At 71.5% G+C, this 23,738-nt stretch carries 24 protein-coding genes; 12 read left to right on the forward strand and 12 right to left on the reverse strand.

The window, feature by feature from the left end:
* Nucleotides 1-69 precede the first annotated feature (69 nt).
* The 3 genes from ACESM1_RS08715 to ACESM1_RS08725 all read left to right on the forward strand — a co-directional run bounded on the left by ACESM1_RS08715 (nt 70) and on the right by ACESM1_RS08725 (nt 2,785).
* On the forward strand, nt 70-1,860 hold the full coding sequence (locus ACESM1_RS08715; RefSeq protein WP_372619316.1) for a gamma-glutamyltransferase family protein: 1,791 nt from the start codon (nt 70-72) through the stop codon (nt 1,858-1,860).
* Nucleotides 1,861-2,014: 154 nt separating this feature from the next.
* Complete coding sequence (locus ACESM1_RS08720) at nt 2,015-2,233, forward strand: hypothetical protein (RefSeq protein ID WP_372619317.1); 219 nt, start codon at nt 2,015-2,017, stop codon at nt 2,231-2,233.
* Nucleotides 2,234-2,362: 129 nt separating this feature from the next.
* A complete protein-coding gene (locus tag ACESM1_RS08725; protein WP_372619318.1) occupies nt 2,363-2,785 on the forward strand; it encodes a hypothetical protein in 423 nt (140 codons plus the stop codon).
* Here ACESM1_RS08725 and ACESM1_RS08730 read toward each other — a convergent pair.
* The 4 genes from ACESM1_RS08730 to ACESM1_RS08745 all read right to left on the reverse strand — a co-directional run bounded on the left by ACESM1_RS08730 (nt 2,700) and on the right by ACESM1_RS08745 (nt 9,088).
* Entirely contained in the window at nt 2,700-4,385 is a 1,686-nt protein-coding gene (locus ACESM1_RS08730; RefSeq protein ID WP_372619319.1) for a thiamine pyrophosphate-dependent enzyme, read from the reverse strand. The two genes, ACESM1_RS08725 and ACESM1_RS08730, sit on opposite strands and share 86 nt — an antisense overlap.
* A 73-nt stretch (nt 4,386-4,458) precedes the next feature.
* The gene (locus tag ACESM1_RS08735) at nt 4,459-4,662 is read right to left on the reverse strand and encodes a hypothetical protein (RefSeq protein WP_372619320.1); all 204 of its coding nucleotides are present in this window, start codon (nt 4,660-4,662) and stop codon (nt 4,459-4,461) included.
* Between the two features lie 115 nt (nt 4,663-4,777).
* Complete coding sequence (locus ACESM1_RS08740; RefSeq protein WP_372619321.1) at nt 4,778-7,942, reverse strand: efflux RND transporter permease subunit; 3,165 nt, start codon at nt 7,940-7,942, stop codon at nt 4,778-4,780.
* Nucleotides 7,943-7,966: 24 nt separating this feature from the next.
* Nucleotides 7,967-9,088 carry an efflux RND transporter periplasmic adaptor subunit gene (locus tag ACESM1_RS08745; RefSeq protein WP_372619322.1) on the reverse strand — a complete coding sequence of 374 codons (1,122 nt, stop codon included), beginning with the start codon at nt 9,086-9,088 and terminating at the stop codon, nt 7,967-7,969.
* Nucleotides 9,089-9,416: 328 nt separating this feature from the next.
* Between ACESM1_RS08745 and ACESM1_RS08750 the strand changes: the two genes are divergently transcribed.
* Together ACESM1_RS08750 and ACESM1_RS08755 are read left to right on the forward strand one after the other, a co-directional pair.
* Nucleotides 9,417-9,671, forward strand: a complete 255-nt coding sequence (locus ACESM1_RS08750) for an Lrp/AsnC ligand binding domain-containing protein (RefSeq protein WP_372619323.1) — start codon at nt 9,417-9,419, stop codon at nt 9,669-9,671.
* A 118-nt stretch (nt 9,672-9,789) separates the two neighbouring features.
* On the forward strand, nt 9,790-10,059 hold the full coding sequence (locus tag ACESM1_RS08755; protein ID WP_372619324.1) for a hypothetical protein: 270 nt from the start codon (nt 9,790-9,792) through the stop codon (nt 10,057-10,059).
* A gap of 4 nt (nt 10,060-10,063) precedes the next feature.
* Here the strand turns inward: ACESM1_RS08755 and ACESM1_RS08760 are convergent, their stop codons facing one another.
* From ACESM1_RS08760 to ACESM1_RS08770, 3 genes are all read right to left on the reverse strand, one after another.
* A complete protein-coding gene (locus ACESM1_RS08760) occupies nt 10,064-11,560 on the reverse strand; it encodes an amidase (protein WP_372619325.1) in 1,497 nt (498 codons plus the stop codon).
* A gap of 49 nt (nt 11,561-11,609) precedes the next feature.
* A complete protein-coding gene (gene ggt / locus ACESM1_RS08765) occupies nt 11,610-13,217 on the reverse strand; it encodes a gamma-glutamyltransferase (protein ID WP_372619326.1) in 1,608 nt (535 codons plus the stop codon).
* A 174-nt stretch (nt 13,218-13,391) separates the two neighbouring features.
* Nucleotides 13,392-14,156, reverse strand: coding sequence for an SDR family NAD(P)-dependent oxidoreductase (locus tag ACESM1_RS08770; RefSeq protein WP_372619327.1), 765 nt, complete (start codon nt 14,154-14,156; stop codon nt 13,392-13,394).
* Nucleotides 14,157-14,269: 113 nt separating this feature from the next.
* Between ACESM1_RS08770 and ACESM1_RS08775 the strand changes: the two genes are divergently transcribed.
* Complete coding sequence (locus ACESM1_RS08775; protein ID WP_372619328.1) at nt 14,270-14,608, forward strand: tRNA-binding protein; 339 nt, start codon at nt 14,270-14,272, stop codon at nt 14,606-14,608.
* A gap of 22 nt (nt 14,609-14,630) precedes the next feature.
* Entirely contained in the window at nt 14,631-15,119 is a 489-nt protein-coding gene (gene gpt, locus ACESM1_RS08780; protein ID WP_372619329.1) for a xanthine phosphoribosyltransferase, read from the forward strand.
* Nucleotides 15,120-15,140: 21 nt separating this feature from the next.
* Here the strand turns inward: gpt and ACESM1_RS08785 are convergent, their stop codons facing one another.
* Complete coding sequence (locus ACESM1_RS08785; RefSeq protein ID WP_372619330.1) at nt 15,141-15,695, reverse strand: DUF4142 domain-containing protein; 555 nt, start codon at nt 15,693-15,695, stop codon at nt 15,141-15,143.
* A gap of 77 nt (nt 15,696-15,772) precedes the next feature.
* Nucleotides 15,773-17,095: a hemolysin family protein gene (locus ACESM1_RS08790; RefSeq protein WP_372619331.1), complete on the reverse strand. Its 1,323-nt coding sequence runs from the start codon at nt 17,093-17,095 to the stop codon at nt 15,773-15,775.
* Nucleotides 17,096-17,215: 120 nt separating this feature from the next.
* On the opposite strand from ACESM1_RS08790, the gene ACESM1_RS08795 reads away from it, so the two are divergent.
* The 5 genes from ACESM1_RS08795 to ACESM1_RS08815 all read left to right on the forward strand — a co-directional run bounded on the left by ACESM1_RS08795 (nt 17,216) and on the right by ACESM1_RS08815 (nt 20,476).
* Entirely contained in the window at nt 17,216-17,647 is a 432-nt protein-coding gene (locus ACESM1_RS08795; RefSeq protein ID WP_372619332.1) for a DUF3429 domain-containing protein, read from the forward strand.
* 67 nt (nt 17,648-17,714) lie between these two features.
* Nucleotides 17,715-18,020, forward strand: coding sequence for a hypothetical protein (locus ACESM1_RS08800; RefSeq protein WP_372619333.1), 306 nt, complete (start codon nt 17,715-17,717; stop codon nt 18,018-18,020).
* Between the two features lie 49 nt (nt 18,021-18,069).
* Complete coding sequence (locus tag ACESM1_RS08805; protein ID WP_372619334.1) at nt 18,070-18,915, forward strand: MurR/RpiR family transcriptional regulator; 846 nt, start codon at nt 18,070-18,072, stop codon at nt 18,913-18,915.
* Between the two features lie 11 nt (nt 18,916-18,926).
* A complete protein-coding gene (locus tag ACESM1_RS08810) occupies nt 18,927-19,553 on the forward strand; it encodes a bifunctional 4-hydroxy-2-oxoglutarate aldolase/2-dehydro-3-deoxy-phosphogluconate aldolase (protein ID WP_372619335.1) in 627 nt (208 codons plus the stop codon).
* Nucleotides 19,550-20,476 carry a sugar kinase gene (locus ACESM1_RS08815; protein ID WP_372619336.1) on the forward strand — a complete coding sequence of 309 codons (927 nt, stop codon included), beginning with the start codon at nt 19,550-19,552 and terminating at the stop codon, nt 20,474-20,476. The genes ACESM1_RS08810 and ACESM1_RS08815 overlap by 4 nt, the downstream gene beginning before the upstream one ends.
* On the opposite strand, the gene ACESM1_RS08820 is transcribed toward ACESM1_RS08815, so the two are convergent.
* Genes ACESM1_RS08820 through ACESM1_RS08830 form a run of 3 tightly spaced genes read right to left on the reverse strand, consistent with a single transcriptional unit; the run spans nt 20,448 to nt 23,686 of the window.
* Nucleotides 20,448-20,951, reverse strand: a complete 504-nt coding sequence (locus tag ACESM1_RS08820) for a GNAT family N-acetyltransferase (RefSeq protein WP_372619337.1) — start codon at nt 20,949-20,951, stop codon at nt 20,448-20,450. The two genes, ACESM1_RS08815 and ACESM1_RS08820, sit on opposite strands and share 29 nt — an antisense overlap.
* On the reverse strand, nt 20,944-22,443 hold the full coding sequence (locus ACESM1_RS08825; RefSeq protein WP_372619338.1) for a M81 family metallopeptidase: 1,500 nt from the start codon (nt 22,441-22,443) through the stop codon (nt 20,944-20,946). Before ACESM1_RS08825 ends, ACESM1_RS08820 begins: the two co-directional genes overlap by 8 nt.
* Nucleotides 22,444-22,447: 4 nt before the next feature.
* Complete coding sequence (locus ACESM1_RS08830; RefSeq protein WP_372619339.1) at nt 22,448-23,686, reverse strand: Zn-dependent hydrolase; 1,239 nt, start codon at nt 23,684-23,686, stop codon at nt 22,448-22,450.
* Between the last annotated feature and the right edge of the window lie 52 nt (nt 23,687-23,738).

The following is a 23,738-nucleotide window of genomic DNA, read 5'->3' on the forward strand; positions in this document are numbered from 1 at the left end:
GTATTGACCAGCACGCTTCTGCCTGCGCCTATCGCCAGCCTCAAGCGGACGACCCCGAAGGTTCATCGCATGTTCACGACACGCCCCGAGATCGCCGGCAGCTTCGGCGTCGTCGCTTCGACGCATTGGATCGCCTCGCAGGTCGGCATGGCCGTGCTGGAGCGCGGCGGCAACGCCTTCGACGCCGCCGCCGCTGCCGGCTTCACCCTCCAGGTCGCGGAGCCGCACCTGAACGGGCCGGGCGGCGACGCGCCGATCATCGTGCACGATGCGAAATCCGGCGCGCAGCGCGTGATCTGCGGCCAGGGCGTCGCGCCGGCCGGCCTCAGCGTCGCGCATGTGAAGGGCGAGCTCGGCCTCGACCTGGTTCCCGGCACCGGCCTGCTGCCCGCGATGGTGCCGGGTGCCTTCGACGCCTGGGCACTCATGCTGCGCGACTGGGGCACCTGGTCGCTGCGCGACGTGCTCTCCTATGCCATCGGCTATGCGCGGCGTGGGATCCACTACGTGCCGCGCATCATCGCCACTCTCAACACCGTCCGCCCGATGTTCGAGGCGGAGTGGAGAACCTCCGCCGCGCTCTGGCTGCGCGATGGCGGCCCGCAGCCCGGCCAGCTCTGGGCCAACCCGACCCTGGCCGAGACCTGGGAACGCCTGCTGCGCGAGGCCGAGAGCGCCGGCCGCGACCGCGTGGCGCAGATCGATGCCGCCCGCAATGCCTGGTACGGCGGCTTCGTCGCCGAGGCGATCGACAGGTTCTGCCGTTCCAACGAGATCCTCGACGCCTCCGGCCGTCGCCATCGCGGCGTGCTGACCGGCGAGGACATGGCGCGCTGGCGCGCCCCGGTGGAGGCGCCGCTGCGACGCGACTACCGCGGCACCACGCTGCTGAAATGCGGCGTCTGGAGCCAGGGACCGGCCATGCTGCAGACCATGGCGCTGCTGGAAGGCTTCAACATGGCGGGCATGGACCCGCTCGGCGAGCGCTTCATCCACACCGTCGTCGAATGCCTGAAGCTCGCCTTCGCCGACCGCGAGGCCTTCTACGGCGATCCGGATTTCGTGGACGTGCCGGTGCAGACGCTGCTCTCGGCTGAATACGCTGCGGAGCGCCGCAAGCTGGTGGGCGAGGATGCCTCGATGGAACTCCGCCCCGGCAGCATCCCGGGCTTCGGCCAGGGCGTGCCCGGCCTGGCCGAGGCCGTGGCGCGCGCCGATATGCTGAGCCGAGCGCCGGGCGTGGGCGAGCCCACGGTGGCGCGGCTCGGTGTCTCGGGCGCGGATACCTGCCACCTCGACATCATCGACAGGCAGGGGAACATGGTCAGCGCGACCCCGTCGGGTGGCTGGCTGCAATCCTCGCCGGCGATCCCGGAGCTCGGCTTCTGCCTGGGCACGCGCGGGCAGATGTTCTGGCTGGACGAATCGCTGCCGAACGGTCTCAAGCCCGGCAAACGGCCGCGCACCACCCTCTCGCCGGCGATGGCGCTGAAGGACGGCCGCCCCTGGATGAGCTTCGGCACGCCGGGCGGCGAGCAGCAGGACCAGTGGCAGCCGATCATGTTCGCCCGCATGGTGGACCATGCCATGACCATCCAGCAGGCGATCGACGCGCCGGCCTTCCACACCGAGCATTGGCCGTCGAGCTTCTGGCCGCGCGCGGCAAAGCCCGGGAAGGTGGTGGTGGAGGGCCGCTACCCCGCCGAGATTGCCGAGGCGCTACGCGCCCGCGGCCATCTGGTGGACATCAATGGCGAATGGTCCGAGGGGCGGCTGAGCGCCGCGCGGCAGGAGAGCGACGGGCAGCTGTTCGCCGGCGCCAATCCGCGCGGCATGCAGGGCTACGCCGTGGGGCGCTGACGCGCCCTTGTCTTGACCGCGAAGAGGCTTGCATCGCATCGGTGGCGGGATGTTCCGTCGCACGTTCTGTCTTCTGCCCCTGCTGGCCGCAGGTTGCGCCGCGCCACGGCATTCATCCCTCCGGTCCGCACGCCCGGCGCGGCGGCCCAGGTCCATGACGCTCACCGAGCGCGTGCGGCAGGAAGCCTGGATGACGCGCTTCTGGGAGCAGCTGAACGCATCGCAGCGGCGCCGCGTGCTGTCCCGGCTCCGCCGGGGCGAGACGCCGCTGGCCACCACCGAGGAGGCAGCCGCGCCGGTCTGGGACGCACTCGGCCTGCCCGACCGGAACGCGCTGGTCTTCGGGCCGGGCCTGCCGCGCCCGGACAGCTGAACGCGGCCGCACTGCGGCCGGGCGGCCACACAGGGTCGCCGCCGGGCGAAACGACCGACGGATCACGGCCGCGTGCGTTGCCGCCGATGTCCGGGAACGTTCAGCCTGCGCCGCATGAGGCACGGGGGGGTGTCCATCCTGATCGCCGCGGCGCTGCTGGCCGGCTGCGCGGCGAACATCGCGCCGGTCGCGCAGGCGCCGCCAATCGAGGCGACCGCGGTTGCGCAGCTTCCGCCGGAACCGGCACCGCCGCCCGGCATCACGCTGGTCGAGCGCATCCGGCAGGAAGCCTGGATTACCCGGTTCTGGGAGCAGCTCAACGCCGCGCAGCGCCGCCGGGTGACCAAGCAGCTGCGCAACAACGTGCCACGCCTGGCAGCCGACGAGGCCGAGGCTGCGCCAATCTGGGATGCGCTCGGCCTGCCCGAGCGCGATGCGCTGGTCTTCGGCCCCGGCCTGCGCGGGTTCAGGCCCGCGCCGACGCCTGCGCGCGAAGCTGCGATATGGTCGCGCGGTTCGTCACCTGCTCCGGGTTGGTCCGCACCTCGATGATGGCGGGCTTGCCGCTGGCGCGGGCGCGCTCGAAGGCGGGCACCAGCTCCTCCGTGCGGGTCACCACCTCGCCGTGGCCGCCGAAGCTCTCGATGAAGCGGGCGAAGTCCGGATTGGTGAGCGCGGTGCCGGAGACCCGGCCGGGATAGGTGCGCTCCTGGTACATCCGGATCGTGCCGTACATGCCGTTGTTGAACACCATGATGATCGGCGCCGCGCCGTGGTGGAAGGCGGTGGCGAGTTCCTGCCCGGTCATCAGCGCGCCGCCATCGCCGACGAAGCACAGCACGCAACGTCCGGGATGGGTGATCGCCGCGCCGATCGCCGCCGGCACGCCGTAGCCCATGGCGCCGTTCGTCGGCCCGAGGAAGTCCTGCTTCTCCCGCACATGCATGAAGCGGTTCGGCCAGGTGGCGAAGTTGCCGGCGTCGGAGGTGAAGATGGTGTCCGCCGGCAGCACCTTCTCCAGCAGCTGCAGCGCGACGGCAAGGTTCAGCTGCCCCTCGTACTCCGGCGCGGCCGCCTGCTTCTCGCGCGCCGCGCGCACCTCCGCGCGCCAGCCGCTCCAGCGCGGCGTGGCGATGCGCTTCGTCGCCGCCGCAGCGAGGGCAAAGGCGTTGACGTCGGCGGTGATGCCGAGGACCACGCGATGCACCCGGCCGATCTCGGCCTGGTCGGGATAGACATGGACGATGGGCTTGCCGCCGGCCAGGTCGAACAGCGTGTAGCCCTGGCTGACGGGCTCGCCGATGCGGGTGCCGATGGCCAGGATGAGGTCCGATTCGCGTGCCTTCTGCACCAGCCCTGCATCGGCGCCGACCCCGAGATCGCCGGCGTAGTGCGCGCTGGTGCCGTCGAACAGGCCCATGCGGCGGAAGGCGACAGCAACGGGGATGTCGTTGCCGACGAGGAAGTCGCGGATCGCGGCCTTGCCCTCCGGCGACCAGCGGCTGCCGCCGAGGATGGCGAGCGGCCGCTCCGCCTTCTCCAGCATCGCCATCAGCCGCGGCAGCGCCTCGGGGCCGGGATGCGGCGGCAGCACGGGCTGCGGGCCGACATCGGGCACGGCGGCGACATGCTTCTGCATCTCCTCGCTCAAGGCCACCACCACCGGCCCGGGCCGGCCGCTGACCGCCACGTCGAAGGCATGCGCCATCAGTTCGGGGATCCGCGCGGCCTCGTCGATCTGGGTCACCCATTTCGCGATGGGCGAGAAGAAGCGGCGGTAATCCACTTCCTGGAAGCTCTCGCGGTCGGTCTCGGAGAGCGGGATCTGGCCGACCAGCAGCACCAGCGGCGTGCTGTCCTGCTGCGCCACATGCACGCCGATCGCGGCATGGCAGGCGCCGGGACCGCGCGTGACGACAGCAACGCCGGGCTGCCCGGTCAGCTTGCCCTGCGCCTCCGCCATGTGCACCGCGCCGGCTTCGAAGCGGCAGGTGACCAGCTCGATCCGGTTGCGCTGGTTGTAGAGCCCGTCGAGCAGGTCGAGGTAGCTCTCGCCGGGCACGGCGAAGACATGCGTTGCGCCGTTCGCCACCAGCGCATCGGCCAGCAGCTGGCCTCCCGTGCGCCCCTCCGGCATCGCCCCCTGCGCCATCACCTGTCCTCCGACCCTTGCGTCGGGCCGGTTTAGCCCGCGTCGAAGCGTCCCGCTACTCGCCGGCCCCGGTTCAGTCCGGACGAATGTCGGGATCGAGTACGCCCTGGTCGAACAGGTCGTTGCCCGTCGCGAGGGCGGCGGCATAGGAGCCGGTGGGCAGGCCAACGGCATAGGGCTCCGGCAGGCTCGCCTCGCCCGGGGTGACGCGCGGGCCGCAGGCCGCGGGCAGCAGTACCGACAGCGTAGCAACAACGAGCAGGCGACGGCCTCGCATGCTGGACATCCTCCGGGTCACGCCCGTGCGAACGCCAGCGCGCCGGCCGAGGTTCGTTGCGGCACGCACCCGGCGGTCACGGTGGATGCCGAAGGTCCGCCCGGCCGGCTGCGGCCTACTCGGCGGGGGCCGGTTGGCCGTGCCGCAGGGGGGCGCGGTTCTCGAGTTCGGTGAGGCGCGCGGCGATCGCGCCGATCGGCCTGGTATAGCCAGCAAGCAACAGGTAGAGCGCCGGCACGGCGTAGAGGGTAAGGAAGGTCGAGAGCGTCACGCCGCCGACGATCACCACGCCGATCGCCTGCCGGCTCTCGGCGCCGGCGCCGGTGGCCATCGCCAGCGGCACGGCGCCGAACACGGTGGCGATGGAGGTCATCAGGATCGGCCGCAGCCGCACCACCGACGCCTCCAGCACCGCGTCATGGACGGAATGCCCGCGGTCGCGCAGCTGGTTGGCGAATTCGACCACCAGGATGCCGTTCTTGGCCATCAGTCCGATCAGCAGGATCATGCCGATCTGGCTGAACACATTAAGCGAATTACCCGTCAGGTGCAGCGCCAGCAGCCCGCCGGTCACCGCCAGCGGCGTCGAGAGCAGAATGATGAAGGGGTGGATGAAGCTCTCGAACTGCGCCGCCAGCACCAGGAACACCACGAGCAGCGCCAGCAGGAAGGTCACGTAGAGCGCGCCGGAGCTTTCCTTGAACTCCAGGCTCTGGCCCCGGTAGCTGATGCGCGCCTCGGGCGGCAGCACCTCGCGCGCCACGCTCTCCATGAAGGCCAGCGCATCGGCCAGCGAGTAGCCGGGCGCAAGCGAGGCGGTGATGGTGATGGCGCGCACCCGGTCCTCCCGCGCCAGCGACTGCGGACGGGCGCGCTCGGTGAGCGTCACGACGTTGGAGAGCGGCACCAGCCCACCCTGCTGTGCGCCGGTGCCGATCAGGCCGAGCGAGCCGCCGCCGGTGGTGCGGACGAACATGTTCTGCAGGTCGTACGGGGTCGCGCGATCCTCCTCGCGCGCCTGCAGGAGCACGCGGTATTCCTCGCCCCCCTGGACATAGGTGCCGACCTCGCGCGAGCCGAGCATGGTCTCGATGGTGCGGCCCACGGCCTGGATCGAGACGCCGAGCTCCGCCGCCTTGCGACGGTCGATGTCCACCCGGATTTCCGGCTTGGTCTCGCGGTAGTTGCTGTCCATGTTGAGCAGGCGCGGATTCTCCCGGGCGCGTGCCAGGAAACGGTCGCGCCACGCAACCAGCGTCTCGTAGTCGTTGCCGCCGATGACGAACTGCACGGCCGGCTGGAAGCCGCGCTGGCCGAGCGATGGCGGGTTGAGCGCGAAGGCGCGGGTGCCGGGAATGGCAAGCAGCTGCGGCATGATCTCGGCAGTGACCGCCTGCTGCTTGCGCTCCCGCTCGTGCCAGGGCGCCAGCCGGATGAACACGTTCGCCAGGTTGCTCTGCGCGGGCCGGCCGAAGCCACCGATGCTGGCGAAGACCGAGCCCACCTCCCCGCTGTCGAGATAGGGCTGCACGATCCGCTCGATCGCCAGCACCTGCTCGCGGGTATAGGCGAAGCTCGCGCCTTCGGGGGCGGTGGTCGGGATGATGACCACGCCCCGGTCCTCGGTGGGCGCGAATTCCTTCGGCAGCGCCTGGAACAGCGCCACCGCCAGCGCCGAGACCAGGCCCATCACGCCGAGCGTCAGCAGCGGCGCCGCCAGCGCGCGCCTGAGCGTGACGCGCAGCAGCCAGTTCATCCCGAGGAAGACCGGCTCGGTCCAGCGCACCAGCCGGGTCTCCCCCTGATGCGCCTTGAGTAGCTTGGAGCACATCATCGGCGTCAGTGTGAGCGCGATGAGGCCGGAAAACACCACGGAGGCCGCCAGCGCGAAGCCGAATTCGGTGAACAGCCGCCCGGTGTTGCCGCCCATGAAGGACAGCGGCAGGAACACGGAAACCAGCACCAGCGTGGTCGCGATCACCGCGAAGGCGATCTCGCGCGAGCCGCGGAGCGAGGCGAGCAGCGGGTGCTCGCCCTCCTCGATCCGGCGGTGCACGTTCTCCAGAACCACGATGGCGTCGTCCACGACGAGGCCGATCGCCAGCACCAGGCCCAGCAGCGTCAGCACGTTGATCGAGAAGCCGAGCGCCGCGAGCGCGATGAAGGAGCCGGTGATGGAGACCGGGATCGCGACCGCAGGGATGATGGTGGCGCGCCAGGAGCGCAGGAAGAAGAAAATCACGATCACCACCAGCCCGAGCGCGATCATCAGCGCGTGCTCGACCTCGTAGATGGACTGGCTGATGAACAGGCTCTCGTCATAGCCGATCACCACCTCCACGCCCTCGGGCACGGTGCCGCGGATCCGCTCCACCTCGTCCTTCACGCCATTGGCGACGGAGAGCGTGTTCGCCGTGGACTGGCGCTGGATGCCGAGGCCGACCGCGGGCTTGCCGTTGATGCGGTATTCGCCGCGGGTTTCCTCCGGCGCCACCTCTACCTGCGCGACATCGCCGAGCAGCACCTGCGCGCCGCCCGAGCGGCTCAGCACCACCTGCCGGAACTGCTCGGGCCGGCTCATCCGCGTATCGGTGCGCACTGTAAGCTCGCGCGCCTCGCTCTCGATGCGACCGCCCGGGAGTTCGACGTTCTCGCGCCGGATCGCGTCCTCGACATCCTGCACGGTGAGGCCGCGCGCGGCGAGCGACTGGCGGTCGAGCCAGATGCGCATGGATGGCTTGCGCTCGCCGAACACCAGCACCTGCGCCACGCCGTCCACCACCGCCAGCCGGTCGGCGAAGCGGCGGCGGGCGATCTCGGTCAGCTCCATCCCGGAGAGCTGGTCCGAGACCAGCGCGATCCAGAGGATCGGCCGCGCATCGCCATCCACCTTGGCGACAATCGGCGTGTCCGCCTGTTCAGGCAGCCTGGCGAGGGTGCGCGCGACGCGGTCGCGCACGTCGTTGGAGGCGGCGTCCACGTCGCGCGTCAGGCGGAACTCGATCGTCACCTGGCTGCGCTCGTCGCGCGAGGTGGAGGTGATGAACTTGATGCCCTCGATGCCCGCGACCGCGGCTTCGATCAGCTCGGTGATCTGGGTGTCCACCACCGCCGCGGAGGCGCCGCGGTACTGGGTGGTCACCGAGATCACCGGCGGGTCGATCTTCGGGTATTCGCGGATCGGCAGCCGCGACAGCGAGGCAAGGCCGAGCACGATGAGCAGCAGGCTGACCACGGTCGCGAAGACCGGGCGCTTGATCGAGATGTCCGAAAGGACCATGGCGTGTGCCTTCCCCGCCCCCGGTCAGGAGGTCGGCCGCGTCACTGTTTCCACCACGCGCACCGGCGCGTCGTTGCGTAGTCTCTGGATGCCGCGGACCACCACCGGCTCCCCTGCAGCGACGCCGGAAAGCACCTCCACCTCGCCCTGCCGCCGCTGGCCGAGCCGGACCTCCACACGCCGCGCACGGCCGTCGCGGATCACGTAGACGTAGTTGCGGTCGCCGATCGGGTCGAGCGCCTCCTCGGCGATCAGCAGGGCGTCGTCGCGGCGTTCCAGCTCGATCTCGACCGTCATGAACAGACCGGGCTTCAGCACCTCGTCCGAATTGTCGAACTCGCTGATCACGCGAACGGTCCGGGTGGCGGTGTCGATGCGGGTGTCCACCACCGCAACCCGGCCGTGGAACCGGCGGTCGCCGAAGGCGGCGGAGCGGGCAGTCACCGGGCTGCCCTGCTGCACCCGCGCGAGGTAGACCTCGGGCACCGCGAACTCGACCCGCACGCGGGAGATGTCGTCGAGGGTGGTGACCACCGTGCCAGGCTGGATCAGCGCGCCGACGCTCACCTGCCGCAGCCCGACGCGGCCGCCGAAGGGAGCGGCGATGCGCATCTCCTCCAACCGCGCCTGGGTCTGGCGCACCCGGCCCTCGGCCTGGCGGGCAACGGCTTCCAGTGTCTCGAGGCGCTGGGCGGCGATGGTCTGGCCGGCCTGCAGGCCGCGGGCGCGGTTGAGCTGGCTGCGTGCGTCGTCGGCGAGGGCGCGTGCCTGGTCGAATTCGGCCCGTAGGGCCGCGGCGTCGAGGCTCAGCAGCTGGTCCCCCGCCTGCACGCGCTGGCCTTCCTGGAAGCCGAGCTCCTGCACGATGCCGGCGACCTTGGCAGTGATGGTCACGGCGTCGCGGGCACGCACGGTGCCGACGCTCTCGGCGCGGTCCACCACGGTCGCGGTGCGCACCGGGGAAACGACGACGCCGACCGGCGCACCCGCGGCGCCACGGCCGCGTTGCTGCCCCGACGGCGCGGCCGCCTCAAGACCGACCAGCGCAAGCGGACGCGGCAACCCGACCTGGTCACCGTACAGGTGCCACGCCGCACCCAACCCCCCGACGAGGGCCAGAACGGCGAGCTGTGGAAGTGTTCGCATGCGACGAGGATCCTGTCCTCTCTGTTCTGGCGCTTCAACAAACGGCCGGCAAGTATTCCGCAATCCACATCCCGGGCCGGCGGCGCAAAAATGGCCGTTCCGCCGCCGCGGCACGCGTGACAAAATGCAACCTCGTCCACGCCGCCGTCATTCCACGCCCGGAAAGCAAGGGCTTGACCCCTGCGCGTCCGGGACGGCGTCCGGGTCGCTGTCGTTCAGGCGACCTGGTCCATGCAAGCGTCGCGCCAGGACCGGCTGCCCTGCGGGGCTAGGCGGTCCGGGTGCTACACGGCTATGTGGGGCGGTCGAACTCCAGGGGTAGGGTGCCATGCGCGCGATCTTCGTGATGATCAAGTGCGAGATGGGGCAGGCCTATCGCGTGGCGCGCGAGATGGCCGACACCATCGCCGAGTTGTCCGAGATGCACTCGATCAGCGGCCAGTATGACCTTCTCGGGAAGTTCTACCTGGAGGCGGACCAGGATATCGGCCTGTTCGTGGTCGAGCGGGTGCAGGGCGTGGCTGGCGTGAAGGACACCTACACGCTGCAGACCTTCAACGCGTTCTCCGGCGCGCGGGGATAGGCCGCGCCGCCGGGCGCGGGCGTCACGGCTTCGCCACGATCCGCCCCGGAACGCCACAGATCGGCCGGATGCCGGCCGCAGCGCCGGATGAGCCTTCGATCCGTGGAGGAACCCCCCGATGCGCCTTCTGCCCGTCCTCGCCCTGTCAGCCGCCCTGCTGACGGGTGCCTGCACCAACCCGGATGGCACGCTGAATGTGCCGGGTACCGTGGCGCTCGGCGCCGGCGCGGCGATCGCCGGCCTGGCCATCGCCTCGGCCAATGACCGCCCGAGGCGCAGCCATTATCGCCACCGGGACTACGGCTATGGGCGGCCGGCCTACGGCTACGGTTACGGGCGGCCGGCCTATGGCTATGGCTACGGCCGCCCGCACTACCGCCGCTGGTAGGCGCTCAGCCCCAGGTCCGGAACTCCGGCATCGCCGAGATCGGCCCGGCCGCGGCCAGCGCGGCGATGTCGGGCACCGGCCGGGCGAGGTCCGCATCGCCCGCCACCGCCGCCTCGATCGCCGCGGCGGCGGCCAGCACCAGCGCATCGCCGCCGCGCGGGCCGACGATCTGCAGCCCGAAAGGCATCCCGGCACGGTCGCGGCCGAGCGGGATGCTGATCGCCGGGTGGCCGACCAGCGTCACCGCATAGGCCAGCGCCAGCCAGTGGAAATAGGTGCGCGTCTTCTGCCCGTCGATCTCGGCCGGGTAGAGCTCCCGCCAGTCGCGCGGGCTGACAGTGATTGCCGGTGAGATGAGCAGGTCGTGCCCATCGAAGAAGCGCTGCCAGACCCGGTAGAGCCGCGTCTGCTCGGCCGCCGCGCGGGCGTAGTCGGCCAGGCTGTAGCGCAGCCCTTCCTCGACATTGGCGCGGACATTGGGGCCGACCTTGTCCGGGGTGTTGCGGACCTTCTCCAGGTGGCTCTGCAGGAAGCTCGCGGCGCGCAGCACCTCGAAGGCCTCGTCGCTGCCGCGGCAGTCCGGAGTCGCGTGCTCGATCCGGGCGAAGAGCGGGGCGAGCTTCGCCACGCGGTCGGCGAAGACCTCCCGGATGTGTTTCTCGGTGGGTGCGAAGCCGAAATCCGGCGTCGCCGCGACCTTCAGCGAGGCGAGATCCAGGCGCATCGGCGGGAACAGCGCCGGATCGCCCTTTCGCACCGGCCGGCCCGGCAGGGTGTAGGAAAGCGGGTCCAGCGCGTCGTCATCGGCCATGGCGGAGAGCAGCAGCGCGCAATCCTCGGCGCTGCGCGCCATCGGGCCGAGCACCGGCAGGTTCGACCAGCCGAGCCCGCGCCGCTCGCTCGGCACCATGCCCGGCGAGGGCCGGAAGCCGACGATGCCGTTGAAGGCCGCAGGGTTGCGCAACGAGCCGCCGGTGTCGCTGCCCGAGGCGATCGGCACCATCCCGCAGGCCAGCGCCACCGCCGACCCGCCGGAGGAGCCGGCGGCGGATTTCGTGGGATCGAACGGATTGCCGGTCGCGCCATAGACCAGGTTGCGGGTGTTCGCCCCGGCGCCGAATTCCGGCGTGTTGGTCTTGCCCACCACGACGGCGCCGGCGGCGCGCAGGTTGGCGACCATCGCCTCGTCCTTGACCGGGACATGGTCGGCGAAGAGCGGGCTGCCCCAGGTGGTGCGCAGGCCCTTGGTCTCCTCCAGGTCCTTGATGCCGACCGGCAGGCCGTGCAGCGGGCCGAGCTTCGCGCCGGCCATGACCGACGCCTCGGCCTGCTTCGCGGTGGCGCGGGCGCGCTCCTCGTCCAGCGCGACCATGGCGTTGACCGCATGGTTGACCGCGCCGATGCGGCGCAGGCAGCTCTCGAGCAGTTCGACCGGGCTGAGACGGCGCGCCCCGATCATGCGGCGGGCAGTGACGGCAGAGAGGTCACAGGGTTCGGACATCAGGCGTGGCTCCCTTGGATGCGCGGATCGGGGCGATGGGCGGCTGGGTTCAATAGCCCAGCGCGCAGCCGTCCTTGCGCGGATCGGATCCGCCGACCAGGCACCCCTTCGCGCGGTCGATCAGGATCGCCTGGCCGCCGCCATGCGGCTTGTCGATCAGTTCGCATTCGTGGCCGAGCCGGTTCAGCCGGTCCACCACCGCGTTCGGGATGCCACGCTCGACCTGCACCTTGCCGAGACGCGGGAACAGGCGCGGCGCGTCCAGCGCCTCCTGCACGCCAAGGCCGTATTCGAAATGGTTGGCCAGGAACATGGTCTGGCCCATCGGCTGGAAATGCCCGCCCATCACGCCAAAGGGCATGATCGCCTCACCGTCCTTCATCACCATGCCGGGGATGATGGTGTGCATCGGGCGCTTGTCCGGGGCGATGCAGTTCGGGTGCCCTTCCTGCAGGCGGAAGCCGAAGCCGCGGTTCTGCAGCATCACGCCGGACTTCTCCGCCAGGATGCCGCTGCCGAACCCTTCGAACAGCGAGTTGATGAAGCTGCATGCATTGCCGTCACGGTCCACCACGCAGAGGTAGACGGTGTCCTTGTGCTTCGCCCAATCCGCCTCGCCGGCGGCCGGCATCTCCTTCATCGCCGCCTGGTCGCTGATCAGCTTCGCCAGCTTCTCCAGATAGGCGTCGGAGGTCAGGCGCCCGACCGGCACCTCCACCTGCGAAGGGTCGGCCAGGAAGGCGTCGCGGTCCCGATAGGCAAGCCGCGCGGCCTCGATGTGGCGGTGGAGACGTTCGGTCGAGAGGAAGCCCTGCTCTGCCGTGCCCAGCCGCTCGATCATGCCGAGGATCATCAGCACGATCAGGCCGGAGCCGTTGGGCGGGCACTGGAACACCTCCATGTCGCGCCAGGCGCGGCGGATGGGGGTGACGAACTCGGCCACGGTAGCGCCGCGGGCGAAATCCTCCTCGGTATGGGTGCCGCCGGCGGCGCGCAGCGTGGCGACGATGTCGGCCGCGACCTCGCCCTCGTAGAACGCCGCCGCCCCGCCCTTGGCGATGGCGCGCAACGTGCGGCCGAGTTCCGGCTGCACGAAGCGGTCACCCAGCGCGAAGGCCAGACCATCCTCCAGGAAGCGCCGCTGCGCCGCCGGATGCTTCGACAGCTTGCCGACCGAAGCCTCCCAGTCATGCGCCACGCGGTCGGACAGGTGAAAGCCTTCCTCGGCGAAGCGGATGGCCGGCTGCAACAGCTCGTCGAGGCCCTTGCGGCCATGCGCCTTGTTCAGCGCCGCCCAGGCGGAGACCGCGCCGGGGACGGTGACGGAATGCGCCGAGAGCGGCTCCATCTGGGTGAGGCCGGCGGCGCGCAGCGCCTCCGGCGTGGCGCCCCGCGGGGCGCGGCCCGAGCCGTTGATCGCGATCACCTGGCCGGTGCCGGCGGGCGCGTAGAGGCAGAAGCAGTCGCCGCCGATGCCGGTGCTCTGCGGCTCCACCACCGCCTGCACGGCGGCCGCGGCGATCGCGGCATCGAGCGCATTCCCGCCGGCGCGCAGGATGTCGAGCGCGGCGAGCGTCGCCTGCGGCATGGAGGTCGCCGCCATCCCGTTCGCGGCATAGACGGCGCTGCGGCCAGGGGCGTGGAAATCGCGCTTCATCGGGGAGGTCCGTGGGTTAAACTGTCGAGGAAAAGAAGTTCCGGCGGCCGGCAAGGCCGGCCGAGGCCGCGACTGCGGCCCGCCGCAAGTGCGTCATGCGGAACGCATGCCTGCGGCATGACGAAGCCAAGCGGCCGGAGGCCGCGCCCGGCGTCTGAGGGCACCGAAGACTCATCAGTGCGTGAGGTGGCCGCCATCGACCACCAGGCTGAGGCCGGTCACCATCCGGCTGGCGTCGGAGGCGAGGAAGACGATCGCGCCCATCACATCCTCCACCGTCATCACCCGGCCAAGCGGCATGGCACGCACGACGCGGGAACGGAATTTCTCGTCAACCAGCACCGGACGGGTCAGCGGCGTCTCGACGAAGCCGGGGGCGAGGGTGTTCACGCGAATGCCGTGCTGGCCGAGTTCGAACGCCATCGCCTTGGTCATCCCCTCCACCGCGTGCTTGGTCGCCGAATAGACGCTGCGATTGGAGCCGGCGACATGGCCGTTGACGGAGGAGAGATTGATGATCGCGCCGCCCTTCCCCGCCGCCACCATCCCCTGCGCGACCGCCTGCGCGGTGATGAACATCGCACGGATGTTGAGGTCGAGCAGCGCATCCAGCGAGGCGTCCTGCACCTCCAGGAACGGCTCGCGGATGTTGGTGCCGGCGTTGTTGAGCAGCACGCCGAAGGGCCCCTCGGCGGCGATCGTGGCGCGCAGCGCGGCGCGGTCCGTCACGTCGAGCCGCACCGCCTTGGCCCGGTGGCCGGCGGCGGCGAGTTCGGCCACCGTCTCCTCCATCTCCGGCAGGGTGCGGGCGGCGAGCACCACCTCGGCGCCGGCCGCCGCCAGCGCCACCGCGCCCGCCCGGCCGATGCCCTTGCTGGCGCCGGTGACGAAGGCGCGCTGGCCGTCCAGGCGGAAGCTGGGGGTGATCGGCAAGGTCATGGGCGTCCTCCCGGCGGTTTCCGGCCGGCGGTGAATGAACCGCCCCCGTCGGCGGCGCAAGCCACCCCCGCCCGACCCCTTCCCGCCGCATCACCGAAGCGCTAGGACGCGCCATGGCACAGATCGACATCGCCCATTTCGAGCAGGTGGATGTGCGGACCGGCACCGTGGTGGACGCGCAACCCTTCCCCGAGGCGCGGAAGGCCTCCATCAAGCTCTGGGTGGATTTCGGCGGCGAGATCGGGGTGCGGCAATCCTCCGCCCAGCTCACGGTGCACTACACGCCGGACCGGCTGATCGGCCGCCAGGTGATCGCGGTGGTCAATTTCCCGCCCCGACGGATCGGCGGCTTCGAGAGCCAGGTGCTGGTGCTCGGCGTGCCGGACGAGAACGGCGCGGTCGTGCTGCTCCGCCCGGACATCAAGGTGCCCGACGGCGGGAAGATGTTTTGAGTAGCGACGGAGATCGGCCGCCATGGCGGTGAAGTACTACACGGTCACCTGGGACCAGCTTCACCGCGACGCCAAGGCGCTCGCCTGGCGGCTGGTCGAGAAGGGCCCCTGGACCGGCATCGTGGCGATCACGCGCGGCGGGCTGATCCCCTCGGCAGTAATCGCGCGCGAGTTGGAATGCCGGCTGATCGAGGCAGTCTCCATCGTCACCTATGACGAGGAGCATCGCGGCGAGCCGCGGGTGGTGAAGCCGCCGGTCGCGGCGCTCGAGGCGCAGGGCGCCGGCTGGCTGATCGTGGACGACCTGGTGGACACCGGCACCACCGCCCGCGTGATCCGCGCGCTGCTGCCCAGGGCGCATTTCGCCACCGTCTACGCCAAGCCCGCGGGCAAGCCGCAGGTGGACACCTTCATCACCGAGGTGAGCCAGGACACGTGGATCCTGTTCCCCTGGGACACCGAGCCGCAATTCGTGGCGCCGATCGCCAAGTCGCACGCCAACGGGGGCTGAGCGCGACGCGCTCGTCACGGGTCAGCCGCCCAGCGAGCGCTCCAGCCCGTCCAGCATCAGCAGATGCGTGCGCACCGCCGGGAGCGCGACGGTGGAGAGCATTGCCTCGCCCAGGCTGGTCGGATTCTGCGCCACCTGATCGTGCAACCTGAGCAGATCCTCATGCGCCGCGATCTGGGCGCGGGTGAAGGCACGATCGAATTCCGGGCCGCGCAGGCCGCGCATGCGGATCATCGCCTGGCGTCGCCGCTCGGTCATCAGTTCCACCGTCGGCACCCGCAGCCGGGCCATCTGCCGGGCGGTGCTGAAGGCGGTCTGCTCCTGCACCTCCAGCTGGCCGAAGGTGCGGACGGAGCGCGACTCGCCGATGCGCTCGGCGAGTTGGGCGGTGGCCATGGCAAAGGCCATCGCGCCGAGCAGGTCGGCCTGCGCCTGCGTCTCCGGCAACGCCTGGGTCGAGGCGAAGCCCCGGCCGGCACGGTTCTCCATCCGCTCCTGCGCCGCGGTGGCACGCGGCAGCAGGGGCGAGGCCAGCGCGGCGAGCGCCAGGCCTCGGCGCACGATGCGTGGGTTCATGTGGGTTTCCTCCGGCTGTTGCGGCAGCGGCCGCTTGCCAGAGGAAAGCCCGCGGGCCGTCCGGGTTGCGTGGCGGATCAGCCCGGCGGTGGTATGGTGCCCGCCTCCGCCACCACGTCGCGCACCGCCAGCACCTTGTCCACGCGGCGGCCATCCATGTCCACGATCTCGAAGCGCCAGCCGGCCCAGACGATGCGGTCGCCCTCCTTCGGCACGCGCTGCAGCAGTGCCAGCATGAGCCCGGCGACGGTGTGGTAGGTGCCCTCGCGCGGCAGGTCGGGCAGGTCCAGCCTTGCCTTGAGCTCGTCGCTGGCCATCATCCCGTCCAGCAGCAGGCTGCCGTCATGGCGGGTGACCGCCGGCTCTGATTCCGTGGCCGGCGCCGGGCCGAGTTCGCCGACGATCGCCTCCAGCAGGTCCGACGCGGTCACCACCCCCTCGAAGCTGCCGTATTCGTCGAGCACCAGCGCCATGCCGATCGGGTCGCCGCGCAGCCGCTCCAGCGCATCCAGCGCCGAGAGCGTGTCGGGCAGCACCAGGGGCTGACGCATGGCGCCCGGCACGGAAAGCGGCGCACCTTCCAGCAGCTGGTCCAGCAGGTCCTTCGCCGCCACCACGCCCACCACATTGTCCACCCGCCCATCCGCCACAACGAAGCGCGTGACGTTGGAGGCGCGCAGGCGCGCCGAAACATCCTCGGGCGGCGCGGTGCGGTCGATCCATTCGAGTTCGGTGCGCGGCGTCATGAGCGCGCGCACCGGCTTGTCGGCGAGGCGGAGCACGCGCTCGATCATCTCGCGCTCCTCGGTCTCGATGGCGCCGGACGTGGCACCCTCGGCGACCATCGCCTTCACCTCCTCCTCGGTCACCGCCTGGTCCGAAGGGTCGTATTTGCCGAACAGCCGCAGCACGATGGCCGAGGAGTTGGAGAGCAGCCAGACCACCGGACCGGTGGAGCGCGACAGCCAGGAGAGCGGCCGCGCCACAACCAGCGCAATCGGCTCCGGGTGGCGCAGCGCCAGCTGCTTCGGCACCAGCTCGCCCAGGATCAGCGAGAGATAGGTGATCATCACGACGATCATGGTGAAGGCGATCTCGGTGGCCGCCGGCGCTAGGCCGGGGACGACGGCGATCACCTCCGCCAGCACGCCCGAGAGGCGCGCGCCACCGAAGGCGCCGGCCAGGATGCCGACCAGGGTGATGCCCACCTGCACGGTCGGCAGGAAGCGCTGCGGATCGTCGGCCAGCGCCAGCGCCGCGGCGGCGGCGGCGCTGCCCTTGCGCTGCATCGCCATCAGCCGCGACCGCCGCGCGGAGACGATCGCCAACTCGCTCATCGCAAAGGCGCCGTTGAGCAGGACGAGGAGCAGGATCAGCAGGATCTCGAGCCCGGTGGCCATGGCCAGGCAATCTCCCAGGGTTCAAGGCGTTCGCGCGAATGCAGGGGGATGTAGCGGTCCGGGCGTCACGGGCCAATGTCGGGGGTTGCGCAGCGCCACGGCGAGGAAAGATCTGCCGGCATGGACGACACCCTCCCCGCCCCTGCCCGGCTGCTCGGCCCGGCGGGGCTGATCCCCTTCTTCGGCCTGGCGATCGGCGTCTGGGCCGGCTGGCCGGGCGCCGGTCCGGCGCTGGCAGCCTATGGCGCGACCATCCTCGCGTTCCTGGGCGCCGTGCACTGGGGCTTGGCGATCCGCGCGCCGGCGGCCGAGCGGCGGGGGGAGTGGGCGCGCCTCGGCTTCGGCGTGGCGCCGGCGCTGCTCGGCTGGGCGGCGTTGCTGCTGCCGCTGCGGTTGGGGCTCGGCCTGCTGGCTCTGGCGATCCTGGCGACGGCGATGGTGGAGAGCCTGGCCGCCCGCGCCGGCTTCGTGCCCCGCAGCTACCTACGGTTGCGTTGGCTACTTTCTCTGGGCGCTGCCATCTCCTTGATTACAGCCGTGGTTGGTATCTGACATTGTCGTCCCTTGTCTCAAAAACCGTCTTCTGCTAACGGTTGCTTAACAGCGACAGAGGCCGGACATGAGCATCCAGGACGACGCCGCCGATCCGGCAGCACGGCTGCTCTCCTATCCCGACACCACCGAACGGCGGCTGCGCCGGGCTTTGCGGCAACTGGATGCGGCGCTCTCCGACCAGCGGCGGGCGGTGACGGAGTTCCGCAGCCGGATCAGCGAGTTGAACGGCGCGGTCGCGCGCCTCGGCGAGCGCACGGAGGCGCTGCGCGGCACGCTGGCTGATGCCTCGGCCGATACCGCCCGGGCGCAGGCCGCCTCGCGCGAGTTGCTCGCCACCGCCGAGAAGATGGAGGCGCTGGCCGGCCGCTGAGCCGGTCGCGCTTGCCGCCGGGCCCACCGCATGGTCTAGCCTGCCCGTCATGAGGGAGGCCCCGCTGCGCGATCGGATCGCCGCGATCCTCGGCCGGCTCACCCCGGCCGAGCGCAAGGTGGCCGAATTGGTTGCCGCCGATCCGGCGGCCATCCCCGCCAGCACCCTTGCCGCGCTGGCGCGCGGTGCGGGCGTTTCCGAGCCCACTGTCATCCGCTTCTGCCGCGCCCTCGGGCTGGAGGGCTTCGCCGAGTTGCGCCTGGTCGTGGTGCGCGCCGAGGCTGGAGGCGCCGCGCCGGCGCCACGCCCCATCGCGCCCGGCATGCCCGCCGGCGAGGCTGCCGCCGCCGTGCTGGAAGGCGCGATTGCCACCCTGGATGCCGCCCGCCGGACGCTGGATGGCGAACTGGTCGCCCGCGCCGCGCTTGCCCTGCTTCGTGCGGCGCGGGTGGAGATCTGGGCCTGCGGTGCCTCCTTCCCGGCCGCGCGGCACCTGGAAGGGGCACTGCTCGGCCTTTGCCGCGGCGTGGCCGCGCGCGACGACGGCGCCATGCAGGGGTTGGCGGCAGCGACGCTCGAGGGCGATGCGGTGGCGCTCTGCCTCTCGCGCTCCGGCGCCGACCGGGACGTGGTGGAGGCCGCACGGATCGCCGCCGACGGCGGTGCGACGGTGCTGGCGATCACCCGCCCGCGCTCGCCATTGGCCGCGCTCGCCACGCTCACCCTGCCCTGCGAGGCGCAGGAGGGCGGTGCGCCGGGCAATCCGGCCGCGCTGCTGCAACTCGCCCTGGCCGAAGGGCTGGCGAGTGCCGCCTCGCTTCTCGCCCCGCCCGCGACGCCGGCGCGCCTGCAGCGCCTGCTTGCCGCACGGCGTGCGCGCCGCATCGAAGCGTGACAGAGGACGCCATGCACGATCTGATCCCCCGCCTCTCCGCCGCCCGTGTGGTGCCGGTGGTACGCACCACCAGGCCGGAGCTGGCCGAACGCGCGGTGGAGTGGCTGCGCGGCGCCGGCCTGACCGTCTTCGAGATCACCATGACAGTGCCCGACGCGCCCGGCCTGATCCGCCGCCTGGCCGCGGATCCGGCGCTGCTGGTGGGCGCCGGGACGGTGCCGGACCGCGCGGCGGCGGAGGCGTGCCTGGCAGCCGGCGCGCGCTTCCTGGTGGCGCCCTGGGTGGATCCGGCCGTCGCGGCGGCGGCGCGCGCGGTGGGGGCCTGCGCGCTGCTCGGCGCGATGACGCCGACCGAGGTACGCGCGGCGCTGGCGGCAGGTGCCGATGCGGTGAAGATCTTCCCCGCCTCCTCGGCCGGCGGGCCGGGCCACATCAGGGCGTTGCGCGCGGTGTTCCCCGATGTCGCCTTCTGCCCGACCGGCGGCGTGGATGCGCGCAACGCGCCCGACTACCTGGCCGCCGGCGCCGCCTTCGTCGGCATCGGCGGCAAGCTGGTGGATGAGGGGCTGCTGGCGCGCGGCGACCGCGCGGCGGTGGAGCAGGCGGCACGCGAGGTGCAGGGGATCATGCAGGCATGACCGACCTCCTCTGCATGGGCGAGCCCATGCTGGAGTTCAACCAGATGCCGCTCGGCGCCGATGGCCGCCGGCTGTACCTGGAAGGGCATGGTGGCGACGCCTCCAACGCCGCCATCGCGGCGGCGCGCAGCGGCGCGCGCGTGGGCATGCTGACCGCGCTCGGCGACGACCGGCCGGGGGAGGCCTTCCGCGCGCTGTGGCGGGCGGAAGGCGTGGATGACAGCGCGGTGCACACCGATCCGCGCGCGCCGACCGGCATCTACTTCGTCACGCACGACGAGGTGGGGCACCATTTCACCTTCCATCGCAAGGGCAGCGCCGCCGCCCAGCTCGGCCCGGCCGACCTGCCGGAGGCGGCGATCCGGGGCGCGCGCGTGCTGCACCTGTCCGGCATCACCCTCGGCATCTCCGAGAGCAGCTGCGATGCGGCGTTCCGCGCGATGGAGATCGCGAAGCAGGCGGGCGGGCTGGTCTCCTTCGACACCAATCTCCGCCTGCGGCTCTGGCCGTTGCGGCGCGCGGCGGCCCTCACCCATGCGGCGGCAGCGATGGCCGACATCCTGTTCCCATCGCTCGAGGATGCGCGGATGCTGACCGGGCTGGACGACGTGGAGGAGATCGTCGCCTTCTACCTCCGCCTGTGCCCGCTGGTGCTGCTGAAGCTCGGTCGCGACGGGCTGCTGGTGGCGACGCGCGAGGGGAGCATGCGCATCGCCGGGCATAGCGTGGCAGCGGTGGATGCGACCGGCGCCGGCGACACGCTGGCCGGCGCCTTCCTCGCCCGCCGGCTGGCAGGCGACGACGTCGCCGCTGCCGCAACCTACGCCAATGCTGCCGCCGCGCTCTCCACCACCGGCTACGGCGCCGTCGCGCCCATCCCGCGCGAGGCGGAGGTCAAGGGCTGGCTGGCATCGCAGCGGTAAGGCGCACGGCCTCGACCGCCACCCGCACATGCGTCGCGGACGATTCGCCGACCGCGCGCAGGAAGCCGCAGCGCTCGTAGAAGGCGAAGGCCGAGACCGGGGCGCGCACGCGCAGCCGCGGCCAGCCGGCGGCGGTCGCCCCCGAGGCGACAGCGGCCAGCAAGGCGCGCCCCGCCCCGTGCCGCCGCGCCGCGCGCCGCACGTAGAGCCGCCGCACCCGCCCCACCGCCTCGGCCTTGAGATAGGGATCGCGCGACAGACCGCAGAGGCCGAGCAGCGCATCGCCGGCATAGGCGGCGAACAGCGCCTCGCCCGGCGCATCGAAGCGCACCAGTCCGGCGTTCCAATCCTCGCGCAGCACCTCGAGCATGCGCTCGCCACCGGCAAGCGCGTCGGCCGCCAGTTCCTCGAATCCGTCCGGCGGCGCGGCGAGCCGCGCGATGCGGACGGGGTGGACCAGGCGGATCTCAGCCAACACGGCGATTGTCACCCGGTCGCAGGCGCAGGCCGGGCCGCAGCTGCCGGAAGGGAAGTTGCGCCGGATCGGCCACCACCGGGCCCGGCGCCGCGGCCACCAGCACCGCCTCGGCGATCGGCTGGAAATCGGCGCGGAAATGCACCGAGGACTTCAGCACCAGGATCTTCTGCATCGAGGGCTCGATGCCGAGATGGCGGAACAGCGCCTGGTCGTACGCCTGCATCTTGCGCGAGGTGACGATCACCGCGACGCCGCCGATGGCGATCAGCGCCGAGGGTCCGAGATCGGCGTTGTTGCCGCCGGCCATCGGCCCGGTGCAGGTGAAGCGCCCATCCGACAGGCGCAGCACCCGCGCGGTGACCTTCAGCGGCGCACCATCCGACTTGCCGCCGAGATCGAGCGTCACCTCCGCCGAGGGGCCGGCGCGATGGCAGGCCATGGCGCTCTCGGCATCGTTGATCAAGGCGAGCACGGCGCCTGTTGCACCTTGCGCGATCAGCTCGGCCAGCATGCCGGTGGTGTCGCCATGGCCGCCGCCGCCGGGATTGTCCTGCGTGTCGGCGATCACCACGGGCTTCGTCGCGCTGCTCCCGCGCCGGATCGCCTCGGCCACCGCCTCGCCGGCGGGCAGCACCGGCTCGGCGAAGTCGGTCTCACGCTGCCTGAGTTCGCGCAGCAGCGCATCGGCGGCGGCGTCGGCGGCGTCCTGTGTCTCGGCGTAGGCCGCCAATGCGCATCCGCAATCGGCGAAGTCGGCATAGGGGAAGCCGAAGCAGAGCCCGAGTTCCGCCACGTCATGCTTCGCCGCGATCGCCTCGCGCGCCGCCATGACATCGGCCATCGGCGGCACCAGCGTGCACTGGCTGGTGATGGGGATCAGGTAGTCCAGCTGGCGGAAGGCGCGGGCGAAGGGCCGGCCGCGCCGGATGCGCTCCAGGAGCAGCGCCATGGCGCGGGCGCCGGCGTCGCGCATGTCCACATGCGGATAGGTGCGGAAGGGCGAGAGCGCATCGGCACGCTCCACCATCGCCGCGGTCAGGTTGCAATGCGGATCGAGGCTGGCGGTGATCGGCACGGAGGGGCCGAGAATCGCGCGCGTGCGGCGCAGCAGCTCGCCCTCCGCATCCGGGAAATGCTCGGCCACCATCGCGCCGTGCAGGTCGAGGTAGAGGCCGTCCAGCGGGCCTTCATCGAGCGCCGCCTGCAGGTCGGCGAAGATCAACGCGGCCAGGCGCTCGAAGGCTTCGGCGGTGACCGGGCCGGCGGGCATGGCGAAGCCCCATGACAGCGGCGCGATGGTCGCGCCCGCCGCCTCCGCCGCGCGGATCGCGCCGGCGGCGGGCACGGCGGTGTCGCGCAGGCCGGCGATCAGCCCGGCGGGGCGCTGCACCGGCGGGAAGCTGCCGGGTGCGAGGAAATCCGCCCAGCCCGTCGGGCGGGTGACGAAGGAATGGCTCTCATGCATGAAGCCGCCGATAGCGATGCGCATTGCCCTAATCCCTCGCCACGCCCGCCGCGGCGAGCACCGCATCGGCCAATACCACGAGACCCGCCTCCGCCCATTGCGGCGTGATGCTCTCGGCCTCGTTGTGGCTGAGGCCGCCATGGCAGGGGCAGAACAGCATCACCGCCGGCAGGCGGCGCGCGACATAGACGGCGTCATGGCCGATTGCGGTCGGCATCTCCTTGTGCGGGATGCCGCGCGCGCGGGCGGCATCCCGCAGATGGCCGACCAGGGCGGGATCAAAGGGCGTGGCCGGCGAGATCCAGAAATCCTCGATGGCGATCTGCACGCCGCGCCGCGCCGAGATCGCCGCCGCCTCGCCGCGCATGGCGGCGGCCAGCGCCGCGAGCTGGTCCTCGTGGTCGTGGCGGGTGTCGAGGCTGAACCAGACGCGGCCGGGCACGACGTTGCGGCTGTCCGGGTGCAGCGTCATCCGGCCGATGGTGGCGCGTGCGCCGGCAGCCAGCGCGCAGCGCTCGATCATCGTCGCGGTCTCGGCGGCGGCCATCAGCGCGTCCTTGCGACCGGCCATGCCGCTGCCGCCATGCGCATCGGCGCCGGTGACATGCACGTCGAACCAGTGCTGCGCGAGGGCATGGGTGACGATGCCGACATCCAGCCCCTCGCGCTCCAGCACCGGGCCCTGCTCGATGTGCAGTTCGAAATAGGCGCCGAGATCCTGCAGCGCGTGCGGGTCGCGATCGCCGGCCCAGCCGATGCGGGCGAGCTCCTGCCCGAACACCGCGCCGGCGCTGTCGGTCTTGGCCAGCACCTCGGCCTCGGGGAAGATGCCCATGGCGGCGCCGCTGCCCATCATGGGCGGGGAGAAGCGCGCGCCTTCCTCGTTGGTCCAGTTGACGAGAACGACCGGCGCCTCGGTCTCGATGCCCGCCTCGTGCAGGGCGCGCAGGATCTCGAGGCCGGCCAGCACGCCGAGCACGCCGTCGAACTTTCCGCCGGTCGGCTGCGTGTCGAGATGGCTGCCGATCGCCACCGCCTTGCGCATGGGATCGCGGCCCGGACGCGTGAGGATCATGTTGCCGACACGGTCCACCGCGAGCGTCACACCAACGGCCTCGGCCTGGCGGCGCAGCAGATGGCGACCTTCGCTGTCCAGGTCGGTTAGCGTCTGCCGGTTGCAGCCGCCCTTCGGCGTTGCGCCGATGCGGGCGAATTCCATCAGGCTGTCCCAGAGGCGCGCGCCCGAGGCCGGAAGATTTCCCCTCATCGGGTGTCTCCTGCCATCCGATTCAGACCTCCGGTGCTCGCCGCCTTGCGGC

It is taken from the genome of Falsiroseomonas sp. (assembly GCF_041690465.1).
GTDB lineage: Bacteria > Pseudomonadota > Alphaproteobacteria > Acetobacterales > Acetobacteraceae > Falsiroseomonas.